We start from the raw sequence: 12,762 nt of genomic DNA, 5'->3' as shown, positions 1-12,762 counted from the left end.
CTATGTCTCCCTGTGCGGCGCGATGCGCCGTCAATGCGATGCCATGCTGACGCGGGCGATCATCCGGCCGAGCCACGGCATGAAGCGGCCGACGAAGCGCATCGCGTGCGCCTCGCCGCCGACCGCGACGACGGGGCGGTTGCGCAGCACGCCGTCGACCATCGCCTGTGCGACGGTTTCGGGTTTCAGGCCGCGCATCTGGTAGAGCTTCGTCGCGCGCTTGCGCAGCCGCGCTTCGTCCTGCGCATTGGCGCCCGCGTATTGCGTCGACGCCATGATTCCCGTTTCCGCGAAACCGGGGCACACGGCCGTCACGCCGATGCCTTGTTCCGCGAGTTCCGCGCGCATGCATTCGCTGAGCATCAGCACGGCGGCCTTCGTCGTCGCATAAGCGGGCAGGTCGCGCGACGGCCCGAACGCGGCGGCCGACGCGGTGTTGACGATGTGCCCGCCGGTGCCGCGCGCGGCCATCTGCTGCGCGAACAGCCGCGAGCCGTGGATCACGCCCCACAGGTTCACGTGCAGGATGCGCTCCCAGTGCCGCGTGCTCGTGTCGAGGATGCCGCCGGCCATGCCGATGCCCGCGTTGTTGATCACGACGTCCGCGCCGCCGAGTTCGCTGCCGACCCACGTCGCCAGCGCTTCCATTTCATCGGCGGACCCGACGTCGACCCGCTTCGCGTGCGCTTGCGCACCGGTGAGCCCGATCAGCAGCGCGGTGCGTTCGGCGCTCGCGAGATCGATGTCGCACGCGACGATCGTCGCGCCTTCGCGGGCGAATGCGAGCGCCGCGCAGCGGCCGATGCCGCTGCCCGCGCCGGTCACCACCGCGACCTTGCCGCTGAAGCGGCCGCTCGTGGCGCGGCGGCGCGCGTTCGCGAGCGCGGGCGGTTCTTTGCCCGATTCGACCGCGTCGATCAGTTGCCCGGCGAGCGCCGCGAAGCGCGTCGGATCGGCGAGCGGCAGCCAGTGGCCGGCCGCGACTTCACGACGGTAGTACTGCGGCACCCAGCGCGACAGGTTCTCGGACAGCGCCGGGCTCACGTATTTGTCGCCGAGCGGCACGATCGTCTGCACCGGCGCATGCGCGTAGCGTTCGCGCGGCGCGAACAGGCAGCGGATGAAGTTCGCGCGATAGAGGCGCACGCCGCGCGCGCCGTCGTCGGCTTGCGTCGGGCGCGGCGTGGCGGGTGTTTTCTCGAGCCGGCGCAGCAGGCGCGGCCACGCGCGGCCGAGCCACAGCCGCCAGCCGAGCTCGGGGATGAACGGCAGGTGAAACAGGTACACGTACCACGACCGCACGAGCTGCCCGCCGAGCTTGCCGAGCGACGTGGGTGTCGGGCGCAGCACGCGTTCGCGCAGCCAGAAGCCGACATGGTCGAGGCACGGCCCCGAGCACGACGTGTACGACGCGATGCGGCCGGCGAGGCGCGGATCGGTGACGAATTCCCAACCCTGGATCGAGCCCCAGTCGTGCGCGACCAGATGCACGGCGCGGCCGGGGCAGAGCGCGTCGATGACGGCGACGAAGTCGTCGGTCAGCTTCGCGAGGTGGTAGTCGGCCGTGCGCTTCGGCACGCCGGACAGGCCCGCGCCGCGCACGTCGTACGCGATCACGTAGTGCTTGCGCGCGAGCAGCGGCGCGACGTGCTGCCAGACGCTGCTGTCGTCGGGGTAGCCGTGCACGAGCACGACCGGTGAGCGGGCCGGGTCGCCCCAGGTCTTGACCGCGAGCGTCAGGTCGCCGGAGGCGACCGCCGTTTCGCTGTGAACCGATTCGAACAGGGCCAGCGGCGCTTCGTCGGAAAGAGGCTGCATCGTGAGTCCGTCGTTCAGGGAGTCGTGAGGAAGGGCGCGTTCGGGTCAGGCAGCGGCCGGCACGGTCGCGACGGCCTGCATCCGCTCGGCCTGGCGGCGCTGCCAGCGGCGCACGTGCGGCAGGTCTTCATCGAGCCAGTACGCGTCGTCTTCGGTGATGACGAGCAGCTCTTCGAATTTCGCGCCGACGCCGGCGAAGCCGAGATGCGGCTCGACGGCCCACAGGCCCGGCACCGGCGCATGCTCGGAGCGGCGGTCGATCGACCACAGCGGCGACCAGCCCTGCTGTTTCGCCGCGCGGCCCTGGTCGAGCAGCAGGTTGCGCGTCGCGTTCAGCCCGAAGCGTGCGACGAAGCGCGGCTTCGACAGCTTGTGGATCTTCGCGACGCGATGCGCGAGCACCTTGAACGGATAGGCCTTGTGGCGCGGCTCGACACCCTGGCGGCGGCACAGCGCGTCGACTTCCTGTGCGACCTCGGCCATCGAGCGGCGCGCCTTCACGAGCCGCACGATCATGTCGCGGTGGTCGATCAGGTCGTCCTGCAGCTGTTCGAGGATCGGGTTGCGGCCGAGACAGTGCGCGTAGCCGACGTCGGCCACGATGCCGTCGAGCACCGGCGCGACGTCGAGGATCACCGGCATGTCGGTCTCGAGCTGCCGGTTGCTCGGGAAGAACGCGAGATTGAAGCCGCCCATGTGCTTGAGGCCCGAGAAGCCCTCGAACGCGGTGCGGTCACCGAACCACGCGAACGGCTTGTGCAGCCAGTCGTGCACGCCGTTGTCCTGCAGCCATTCGGTCAGCAGGCGCGCCGCTTCCTTTTCGGTGATGCCGGGGTAGAGCATCGCGCCGACGGTTTCGACGCAGCGGTATGCCAGCTGCTGAACTGCACGGAATTGCGGCAGCTCGTCGAGGTGGACTTCCGGCAGCGGGTGGTGGTCGGCCATGATGTGTCTCCGGTGGGGGCGCTGATCCGGAATGCGCCCGCCGGCGTCACCGTCGCGGGTTATTCAGTCAGCATTTAATGTGTCATTGATCGATGTAATGATCATAGACGGTTCCGGGGCGCGCGCCAGCCCCCGAGGGTGAGGATTTGTCCTAATGAAGGGCCGAAGTGGAGTGGAAACTCTAGATTTCCGGAAGTTGGGCCGGACGGCCCCCTGCGCAGCCGTCCGGGTCGGGACACTGACCGGGATCGTCACGCGCCGTCTTCCGGCGCCGGCCCGGATGGCCGCGTGCGCGGCCGCCTTGCGACGGCGCGACATGTCGCGCCGGATCAACTCCCCGTCGTGTCGCGACGTGACGCTGTCAAATTGCCGAAATAATTTCGTCACATCATTCGCCCCCGGTTCGGAGCCGTCCCGGCTTCGCCGCGCCGATCAGCGGCCGGTGCGCGGTGAGCCGCGCGGGATAGCGACTGAAACCGATTCGACATTTCCAGGGAGAGAGACCATGCAACGCCGCCAGTTCATGAATACCCTTGCCGCGGCGACCGCCGCGACATCGCTGATGCTCAAGGCCGGCACGGCCGGCGCGAAGAGCGCAGCCGTGCCGGATGCGCTGGACCCGGGCCGCTGGTCGCCGTTCAACGCCGCGCGCCTGCAGGCGGTGCTCGACCAGCATGGCGTCGCGAGCGCGCACTACGACGACAAGCGCCGCCCGTACGCGGTGTTCGACTGGGACAACACGTGCATCATGAACGACTGCGAAGAGGCGCTGCTGATGTACCAGATCAACCATCTGCAGTACAAGCTGACGCCGGCCGAATTCGTCGACGTGATGTGGAAGGACGTGCCGAAGGGCGCCTTCATGAAGGACTACGCGACGGTGGACGGCAAGCCGGTGACGATGGAAGACCTCGCGGCCGACGTCGAATCCGACTATCGCTGGCTCTACGCGAACTACCAGGGATTCGGCGGCGACAAGAGCCTCGACGAGATTCGCGAGACCGATCAGTTCAAGGATTTCCGCGCGAAGCTGTACTTCATGTACGACGCGATCTGCGACACGCATCCGCTCGAGATCGGCTACAAGTGGATCATCTATTTCTACAAGAACATGACGACCGCCGAGCTGCAGGCGATGGCGGAAGCGTCGAACAACTACGGCATCGGCGATGCGTTGCGCAAGGTCCGTTACGAAAGCCCGAAGACGCTGCCGGGCAAGGCCGGCGTGGTGGCCGACACGCATTTCCACGGCATTCGCATTCACGAGGAAATCCGCGCGGTGATGCATACGCTGCGCGCCAACGGCATCGACGTGTACGTCAGCACGGCATCGCTCGACGATGTCGTGCGTGTGTTCGCCGGCAATCCGAACTATGGCTACGGCGTGCCGCCCGGGAACGTGATCGGCTTGCGTCTCGACATGCGGGACGGCAAGTACACGAGCACGTATCCGGCCGGCTGGCATTTCAACTGGGGGCCCGGCAAGACGGTGGGCATCCGCAACGTCCTTGCGTCGAAGAAGGGTTATGGCCCGCTGCTGGTGTTCGGCGACAGCGACGGCGACGCGTGGATGCTGCGCGACTTCAAGGACACCGCGGCCGGCGTGATCGTCAACCGGATGAAGAAGGGCGAGATCGGCGCGGACAGCAAACTCGCGGCCGAACAGATCGGCAAGTCGGACGCGCGCTTCCTGCTGCAGGGCCGCGACGAGCACACGGGCCTGATGATCCCGGACGAGAAGTCGATCAAGTACGGCAAGACCGAGCGCAAGCTCCTGGCTTGACGCGCGCCGGGCGCTGGACGCTGGGCTGTTGCGGCCCAGCGTCCAGCGGAATCGACTGCCGCGCCGCGCGGGCCGAAAACGAGCGTCTCAGCGCTCGCGTGGCGCGCCCAACCGCTCCAGCAACGCCCCCAGCAGATCGACCGGGAGCGGAAACAGCAGTTCGCCTTCCGTACGAGAGGCGGGGATCGGCGCGGCGCGCGTGCACGGTCGACCGCGAGTGGGCGCGTCGTGGAATCCGGAAATGGGTCGGAACAGGAAGCAGGCCTGGAAATAAAAAAGGACGCTCGCGCGTCCTTTTGCCGTCTGAAGTGTTGCGCATCGTCGAGAGGCGTCCCCAGCGTTTTCATCGACGATGCTAGCGAAGTATCGACGGGATGTCAAAAGGCCTCGCGCCGAAAACGGCGCAATCCGTTGCATCCGCCCTGAACTCACTGCCACGCCGGCGTCGAATGCCAATCGGTCGTGAAGCCGAGATGTGTCGCCGGGTCCACGTGCTCACACCCCGTCAACGTTGCTCGCAAGGCTTCGCGCCATTCGCCGCCATGACCGAGCGGGTCGAGCAGGGCCTTCATCATCGTCGCGCGGGCGTAGAACGTCTCGGGGCGGGTCATTTCCGGGGCATTATCGGACAAGACGTCGCCCGGCTGGCTTGGCGGGGGGCGATACCGTCAGCTTCATTCCCCAGAGGCGAGCGTGGTGTGCGCACGCATTGCGTAAGTCGGTGAGCGATTGCAGCCAGCTGGTGAGCACCGTATCCGGGATGTCCGGCCACACGTGGCGCCCGGCGACCTTGCGGTCGCGAGTCGAGAGCGCGCTGAAGATCCGGGACAACGCGCCCAGGCTCAACCGCTCGCAGACCAGCCAGATCGGCGGCAGGTCTGGACTGGCATAGGTTCGATAGTAGTGAGTCAGTGCCGAGCCTTTCCGCGTTTCGCATTCCCGGGCGATCTGATCCAGAATGCGCGCGTAGTGGCGCAGGTCGGCGAAACGGTCCCGCTCGACATACCAGTGGCTGCCGTAGTCGATGGCGAGGGGATTGCTCAGTGCAGCGCGCAACGCAACCTCGATGCGCTCGATCGCGTCCATCGTGACCGAGCGCAGACGTCGATCGAATGCGTAGAGTTCAACGACGTCGGAGAAACGGGTTCGAGGCCAGAACCGTTTGGTGGCGGGGTTCTGAAACCGGCGCATGTAGACCAGCAGCCGGAAATGGCCGATCGACCGAAGCATTCGCAAATTCGCGGGACGATCGTCGATGCGCAGGCCGCGCTGCCACAGTCGATGCAGTGTTTCCTCGGCACTGAGGGCCACCTTGGCATAGGCCCTGGTTGGCGTTGCCGATACTGTCTTCCTTGTCCGAGTCTAGCCCATCGTTGATCCGTACTGCCATGCATGCGGATCTCGTTGTATACGCCAACGGAGCGTGGGCTGCCATCATCCATACCATTTGGCAGATGAGGTTGCGCCGGTCGCTGTCGACGCAAGTCGTCCCTCGACCGGCGGAGCGTGGCATATCCAAATGTCCGCCTCACCCCTCCCGCTTCCCCCCCAACCGCTCCAGCAACGCCCCCAGCAGATCGACCGGCAGCGGAAACACGATCGTCGAGTTCTTGTCCGCCGCGATCGTCGTCAGCGTCTGCAGGTAGCGCAGCTGCATCGCCTGCGGCTGCAGCGCGAGTCGTTGCGCGGCCTGCAGCAGCTTCTCCGACGCCTGCAATTCACCTTCAGCATGAATCACCTTCGCGCGCCGCTCGCGCTCGGCCTCGGCCTGCCGCGCGATCGCGCGGATCATCGTCTCGTTCAGGTCCACGTGCTTGATCTCGACCGTCGACACCTTGATCCCCCATGCGTCGGTCTGCGCGTCGAGCGTCTTCTGGATGTCGGCGTTCAATTGCTCGCGCTCGGCAAGCAGCGCGTCGAGTTCGTGCTTGCCGAGCACCGCGCGCAGCGTCGTCTGCGCGAGCTGGCTCGTCGCCTCGAAGAAGCGCGCCACCTGGATCACGGCTTTCTCCGGATCGACCACGCGGAAATACACGACCGCGTTGACCTTCACCGACACGTTGTCGCGCGTGATCACGTCCTGTGCGGGCACGTCGAACACGACGGTGCGCAGGTCGATCCGCACGACCTGCTGGACGATCGGGATGATCAGCACGAGCCCCGGCCCCTTCACCTTCCAGAACCGGCCCAGCATGAACACCACGCCGCGCTCGTACTCGCGGAAGATGCGGATCGACGACGCGATGAGTACCACGACGAAGACGATCAGGAGGCTGCTGAAGCCGAACGTGAAACCGATCATGAAGGTTCTCCCTGGCGTTGTTCTCGATGGGGTTGCTGCCCCGGCACGTCGTAGAGCGGGGCGACGGTGAGCAGCAGCCCGTGGCGGCCGGTGACGCGCACGCGGCAGCCCGCGGCAAGCGGCGCGCTGCTGGCCACGCGCCAGCGCTCGCCGCGCACGCGCGCCCAGCCGGCGGCCGACGGAGCGCCGGCCGCACCGTGCGGCTGGTCGGCCTGCAGGCCGTCGTCGAGCACCTCGCCGATGCTGCCGACCATCGCCTCGGCGCCCGTCACGACCGGGCGGCGGCGCGCGCGCAGCGCGACGCTCGATACGCCCGCGACGAGCAGCCCGCCGCCGAGCGCGAGGCTCGCGATCACGGGCCACGGAATCCCGTAGCCGGGCACGTCGGTGTCGATCAGCATCAGCGCACCGATCGTGAACGACACGATCCCGCCGAACCCGAGCACGCCGAAGGTCGGCAGGAACGCCTCGGCGACCAGGCAGCCGAGACCGAGCAGCACGAGGCCGAGGCCCGCATAGCTGATCGGCAGCAGTTGCATCGCGAACAGCCCGACCAGCAGGCAGATCGTGCCGGCGACGCCTGGCAGCACGAAGCCGGGGTTCGCGAACTCGAAGAACAGGCCGTAGATGCCGATCGTCAGCAGGATCAGCGCGACGTTCGGGTCGGCGATGATCGCCAGGAAGCGGCTGCGCCAGTCGGGCTCGACCACGACGAGCGGCGCATGCGCGGTCGCGAGCCGCACCGTGCCGGCGGTGGTCGCCGCGGTGTGGCCGTCGAGCTGGCGGGCGAGATCGACGGGATCCTGTGCGATCAGGTCGACCACATGTTGCGCGCGCGCCTCGCTCGCCGACAGGCTCACGGCCTCGCGCACCGCGCGCTCGGCCCATTCGGCATTGCGCCCGCGCAGTTGCGCGAGGCCGCGGATATACGCGGAGGCGTCCTGCATCGCCTTGCGGATCTCGGTCGATTGCGTATCGGTCGGCAGCGCGGCTGGCGAAGCGGCCGCATCCGACGCCCCCGATGCCCCCGATGCCCCCGAGGTGCCGGCCGGCATCCGCGGTGTCGCAGGATTCCCGCCCGGCGGCGCGGCACCGCCGATGCCGAACTGCACGGGCGACGCCGCGCCGAGATTGGTGCCGGGCGCCATCGCCGCGAAGTGGCTCGCATAGACGATGTAGGTGCCCGCGCTCGCGGCCCGCGCGCCGCCCGGCGCGACGAACGCGGCGACCGGCACCGGCGAGCCGAGGATGGCCTTGATGATCTGCCGCATCGACGTGTCGAGGCCGCCGGGCGTGTCGAGCTGCAAAATCGCGAGCGGCGCGTGCTGGCGGGCCGCGCGCTCGAGCGAGCGCACGATGAAATCGGCGCTGGCCGGGCCGATCGCGCCGTTGATCGGGATCACGACGACCGGGCGGGCGGCGGGGGCTTCGGCGGGCGGCGGCGCGGCGACCGCGGCGCACACGACGAGCAGCGCCGCGAACAGCGCGGCGCGCGCGACCCGCGCGGACAGCGGGTGACGAGGGTGGCCGCCGGGCGCGGCAGGCGCCGGCGACGGCCCGTGACGATGAAAGTGCATCGCGGCGTCCGGGCGGCGCGCGGCCGCGTGCCGTCCGGCTGGCGGAAAGGGCCTGGGCCCGATGCTTAAAGATTAGGCGGTTTCGGCACAAAGCGCGAAGCGACGGCCGTGCCGGCCGGCTTCAGCTCGCGCTGCCGCCCCGCGCGAGCACTTCGTCGCGATAGTCGGCCGGGCTGCGCCCGCTCCATTTGCGGAAGGCGCGGTAGAACGCGCTCGGTTCCGCGAAACCGGTGGCCGCCGCGACGTCGGCGATCGTGCGCGCGGGGTCGGCCAGGGCCTCGAACGCGAGATCGCGCCGCAGCGTGTCCTTGATCGACTGGTACGCGTGGCCTTCCTGGTGCAGCTTGCGGCGCAGCGTGGCCTCGGCCACGTGCAGCCGCGCGGCCATCCCGCCCGCACCCGGCCAGGCGGCGGGCGGCATCCCGCGCAGCACCGCCCGCACGCGCTGCGCGAGCGCGTTCGGGTTGCGGTACTTGACGATGAAGCTCGCCGGCGCGTTGCGCAGGAACGTCTTCAGCGTCTTCGCGTTCTGCACGACCGGCAGCGTCGCGAATTCGGGATCGAAATCGACATACGAATCGGGTTCGTTGAATCGCATGTCGTCGCAGAACATCGACGGATATTCGTGGTCGGCGGGCGGCGTGTCGCAGCGGAAGCTCGCGTGCAGCAGCGGGATGCGCCGCCCGATCAGCCAGCAGGTGAGCCCGTAGACGATGATGAAATAGGTCGCGTACGTGAACATCGCGGGCGTCGCGCCGTTGTTGCGGTGCACGAAGCGCAGCCGCACGCGCTGCGGATTGGCGTCGAGCTCCGCGTGCAGGTCGTCGAGCACGCAGTGCATGAAATTCACCGCGCGCGCCATCGCATGCAGGCCGTCGCGCGCGGACAGCGCCGCCTGGCTCATCGCGATGAAGCTGCCGCTGCGCATCGGGTGGCGATCCTGCCCGAAAAACTCGTCGTCGAGCGCGCGCGCGATCGCGTTCCACAGCGCGCCGTATTGCTGCGCGGAGACCCGTGCGCGCGGCTGCCCGAGCAGCGCGGGCGCGATGCCGGCCTGCGCGAGCAGCGGCTCGGCGGCGACGCCGCGCCGGGTCGCGAGCGCGACGCTGTAAGCGACGAGGCTGATCGCGACGGTTCCCTTGTCTTCCTGCTTCATCCGTGCCGCCGGTGTGGCAAAAACGCTCAGTGTAAATGAGCGACGCGAGCATCGAACAGTCGCGCCTGCTTGCCTACACTTGTTGCATCGAAACGCAAGGACGGTCGCGCCCGGCGGCCGCGGGAGACAGCAGCACCATGGACGAGCTTTACACCGAAGACCAGCGGATGATCCGCGACGCCGCGCGCGCGTTCGCCACCGAAATGCTGGCGCCGAACGCGGCGCAGTGGGACCACGATGCGCACCTGCCCGACGCGATCGTCGCGCAGCTCGGCGAACTCGGCCTGCTCGGGATGATCGTGCCGCAGGAGCTGGGCGGCTCGTATACGGACTACGTGGCCTACGCGCTGGCGATGGAAGAGGTCGCTGCCGGCGACGCCGCGTGCGCGACGATGATGAGCGTGCACAACTCGGTCGGCTGCGGGCCGATCCTCGGCTTCGGCACGCCGGCGCAGAAGGATCGCTGGCTGGCCGACATGGCGGCCGGCCGCGTGATCGGCGCGTTCTGCCTGACCGAGCCGCACGCCGGGTCCGAGGCGAACAACCTGCGCACGCGTGCGGAGCTGCGCGACGGCAAATGGGTGCTGAACGGCGCGAAGCAGTTCGTGACCAACGGCCAGCGCGCGGGCGTGGCGATCGTTTTTGCCATGACCGACCCGGAAGCCGGCAAGCGCGGCATTTCCGCGTTCCTGGTGCCGACCGACACGCCGGGCTTCATCGTCGGCAAGCCCGAAAAGAAGATGGGCATCCGCGCGTCGGATACGTGCCCGATCACGTTCGAGAACTGCGCGATTCCCGAAGAGAACCTGCTCGGCAATCGCGGCGAAGGGCTGAAGATCGCGCTGTCGAACCTCGAAGGCGGCCGCATCGGCATCGCCGCGCAGGCGCTCGGCATCGCGCGCGCCGCATTCGACAAGGCACGCCGCTATGCGGGCGAGCGCGTGCAGTTCGGCAAGCCGATCGCCGAGCACCAGGCGATCCAGCAGAAGCTCGCCGACATGGCCGTGCAGATCAACGCCGCGCGCCTGCTCGTGCATCACGCGGCGAAGCTGCGCACGGCCGGGCTGCCGTGCCTGTCGGAAGCGTCGCAGGCGAAGCTGTTCGCATCGGAGATGGCCGAGCGCGTGTGTTCGGACGCGATCCAGATCCACGGCGGCTACGGTTACCTGGTCGATTACGAAGTCGAGCGTCACTATCGCGACGCACGCATCACGCAGATTTACGAAGGCACCAGCGAAGTGCAGCGGATGGTGATCGCGCGGCAGCTTTGAGCCGCGGCGGTTGCCCCGGCGACGACATCACGCAGGGCACGAGGGCAGCGCGGCGAACGCGGCACGCAACGACGTGACCGTGCGCCGCAACAGAGGCAACCGGGCATGGGCTGCAGCGCATGCCCGGTTGACCGTGAGGCATGGAGACTGGAGGACACGATGACGGTACAGGCATTCCTGGACGCACGCGACTTTCTGCTGCGCCACCGCACCGACTACGACACCGCGTACCGCGCGTTCGAGTGGCCGGTGCTCGACGCATTCAACTGGGCGCTCGACTACTTCGACCCGATGGCGCGCGGCAACGACCAGCCCGCGCTGTGGATCGTCGACGCGGCGACCGGCACGGGCGATCCGTATTCGTTCGCGCAGATGTCCGAACGTTCGTCGCGGATCGCGAACTGGCTGCGTTCGATCGGCGTCGTGCGCGGTGACCGGATCCTGCTGATGCTGCCGAACCGCGTCGAGCTGTGGGACGCGATGCTCGCCGCGATGAAGCTCGGCGCGATCGTGCTGCCTGCCACCACGCAACTGTCGCCCGACGACGTACGCGATCGCGTGCAGATCGGCGGCGCGAAATACGCGATCGTCGACGAGAGCGAAACCGCCAAGTTCGAACAGCCGGATCTCGGCCTCGCGCAGAAGATCGTCGCCGGCGCGCCGCGCGCGGGCTGGCTCGCGATGCACGACGGCTACGCGGCGAGCGCCGAATTCGAGCCGGACGCCATCACGCACGCGAACGATCCGATGCTGCTGTACTTCACGTCGGGCACGACGTCGAAGCCGAAGCTCGTCGAGCATACGCACCGCACCTACCCGGTCGGCCATCTGTCGACGATGTACTGGGTCGGCCTGCAGCCGGGCGACATCCACTGGAACATCAGTTCTCCGGGCTGGGCGAAGCACGCATGGAGCTGCTTCTTCGCGCCGTGGAACGCGCAGGCGTGCGTGTTCGCGTTCAACTACGCGCGTTTCGAGCCGAAGGTGGTGCTCGATGCGCTCGTCAAATACCAGGTGACGACGCTGTGCGCGCCGCCGACCGTGTGGCGCATGCTCGTGCAGCAGCCGCTCGCGTCGTTCGACGTGAAGCTGCGCGAGATCGTCGGTGCCGGCGAGCCGCTGAACCCCGAGATCATCGAGCGCGTGAAGAAGGCGTGGGGCATCGCGATCCGCGACGGCTATGGCCAAACCGAAACGACCTGCCTGATCGGCAACTCGCCGGGCCAGCCGGTCGTCGCGGGCTCGATGGGCCGGCCGCTGCCGGGCTACCGGATCGAATTGCTCGATCCGGACGGCACGCCGGTGACCGAAGGCGAGGTCGCGCTGCCGATCGGCGCGGACGTCACGCGCCCGGTCGGGCTGATGAAAGGCTATGCGAACAACCCCGACGCGACGGCCTACGCGATGCGCGATGGCCACTACCGCACGTCGGACATCGCGATGCGCCGCGACGACGGTTACTACGTGTACATCGGCCGCGCGGACGACGTGTTCAAGTCGTCCGACTACCGGCTCAGCCCGTTCGAACTCGAAAGCGTGCTGATCGAGCATCCGGCGATCGCCGAGGCGGCCGTCGTGCCGAGCCCCGACCCCGTGCGGCTGTCGGTGCCGAAGACCTTCATCACGCTGCGGCAGGGCTACGAGGAGAGCCCCGAACTCGCGCTGGATATCTTCCGCTTCTCGCGCGAGAAGCTCGCGCCGTACAAGCGCATTCGCCGCCTGCAGTTCGCGGAGCTGCCGAAGACGATCTCGGGGAAGATCCGCCGCGTCGAATTGCGTCGCCGCGAGATCGAGCGCGGTGACGATGCCAGTGAACGGATGCCCGGCGAATACTGGGAAGAGGATTTCGCCGCCGAACTCAAGTGAAGTGACGTGACCGCGGGCCGCGCGCGTCGCCCTTCGCGGCCGCC

The 12,762-nt window shown here is 68.2% G+C and carries 10 protein-coding genes; 3 read left to right on the top strand and 7 right to left on the bottom strand.

Features of this window, described 5'->3' with window-relative positions:
• Positions 1 to 30: 30 nt before the first annotated feature.
• Both CFB41_RS27885 and CFB41_RS27880 read right to left on the bottom strand, forming a co-directional pair.
• On the bottom strand, positions 31 to 1,818 hold the full coding sequence (locus tag CFB41_RS27885; RefSeq protein ID WP_089458687.1) for an SDR family oxidoreductase: 1,788 nt from the start codon (positions 1,816 to 1,818) through the stop codon (positions 31 to 33).
• A gap of 45 nt (positions 1,819 to 1,863) precedes the next feature.
• Positions 1,864 to 2,763, bottom strand: a complete 900-nt coding sequence (locus CFB41_RS27880) for a M24 family metallopeptidase (RefSeq protein ID WP_089458686.1) — start codon at positions 2,761 to 2,763, stop codon at positions 1,864 to 1,866.
• Positions 2,764 to 3,268: 505 nt separating this feature from the next.
• Here CFB41_RS27880 and CFB41_RS27875 point away from each other — a divergent pair.
• Entirely contained in the window at positions 3,269 to 4,546 is a 1,278-nt protein-coding gene (locus CFB41_RS27875; RefSeq protein ID WP_089441870.1) for a haloacid dehalogenase-like hydrolase, read from the top strand.
• Between the two features lie 428 nt (positions 4,547 to 4,974).
• Here the strand turns inward: CFB41_RS27875 and CFB41_RS38775 are convergent, their stop codons facing one another.
• The 5 genes from CFB41_RS38775 to CFB41_RS27855 form a co-directional block, all read right to left on the bottom strand.
• Positions 4,975 to 5,178, bottom strand: coding sequence for a hypothetical protein (locus CFB41_RS38775; RefSeq protein WP_256941222.1), 204 nt, complete (start codon positions 5,176 to 5,178; stop codon positions 4,975 to 4,977).
• Entirely contained in the window at positions 5,168 to 5,857 is a 690-nt protein-coding gene (locus CFB41_RS27870; RefSeq protein ID WP_256941221.1) for an Abi family protein, read from the bottom strand. The genes CFB41_RS38775 and CFB41_RS27870 overlap by 11 nt, the downstream gene beginning before the upstream one ends.
• Positions 5,858 to 6,074: 217 nt before the next feature.
• Entirely contained in the window at positions 6,075 to 6,848 is a 774-nt protein-coding gene (locus CFB41_RS27865; protein ID WP_089441872.1) for a slipin family protein, read from the bottom strand.
• On the bottom strand, positions 6,845 to 8,425 hold the full coding sequence (locus tag CFB41_RS27860; RefSeq protein WP_089458685.1) for a nodulation protein NfeD: 1,581 nt from the start codon (positions 8,423 to 8,425) through the stop codon (positions 6,845 to 6,847). The genes CFB41_RS27865 and CFB41_RS27860 overlap by 4 nt, the downstream gene beginning before the upstream one ends.
• A 121-nt stretch (positions 8,426 to 8,546) precedes the next feature.
• Positions 8,547 to 9,581 (bottom strand): AraC family transcriptional regulator, encoded by a 1,035-nt coding sequence (locus CFB41_RS27855; RefSeq protein WP_089458684.1) that lies wholly within the window; start codon positions 9,579 to 9,581, stop codon positions 8,547 to 8,549.
• 137 nt (positions 9,582 to 9,718) lie between these two features.
• Between CFB41_RS27855 and CFB41_RS27850 the strand changes: the two genes are divergently transcribed.
• Together CFB41_RS27850 and CFB41_RS27845 are read left to right on the top strand one after the other, a co-directional pair.
• Positions 9,719 to 10,852: an acyl-CoA dehydrogenase family protein gene (locus CFB41_RS27850; RefSeq protein WP_023477775.1), complete on the top strand. Its 1,134-nt coding sequence runs from the start codon at positions 9,719 to 9,721 to the stop codon at positions 10,850 to 10,852.
• Positions 10,853 to 11,011: 159 nt separating this feature from the next.
• Positions 11,012 to 12,718, top strand: coding sequence for an AMP-binding protein (locus tag CFB41_RS27845; protein ID WP_089458683.1), 1,707 nt, complete (start codon positions 11,012 to 11,014; stop codon positions 12,716 to 12,718).
• Positions 12,719 to 12,762 lie beyond the last annotated feature (44 nt).

It is taken from the genome of Burkholderia sp. AU33803, assembly GCF_002223095.1.
Classification (GTDB): Bacteria; Pseudomonadota; Gammaproteobacteria; order Burkholderiales; family Burkholderiaceae; genus Burkholderia.
Note: the sequence above shows the minus strand (reverse complement) of the source record. Positions and strands in the feature narration are given on the sequence as shown.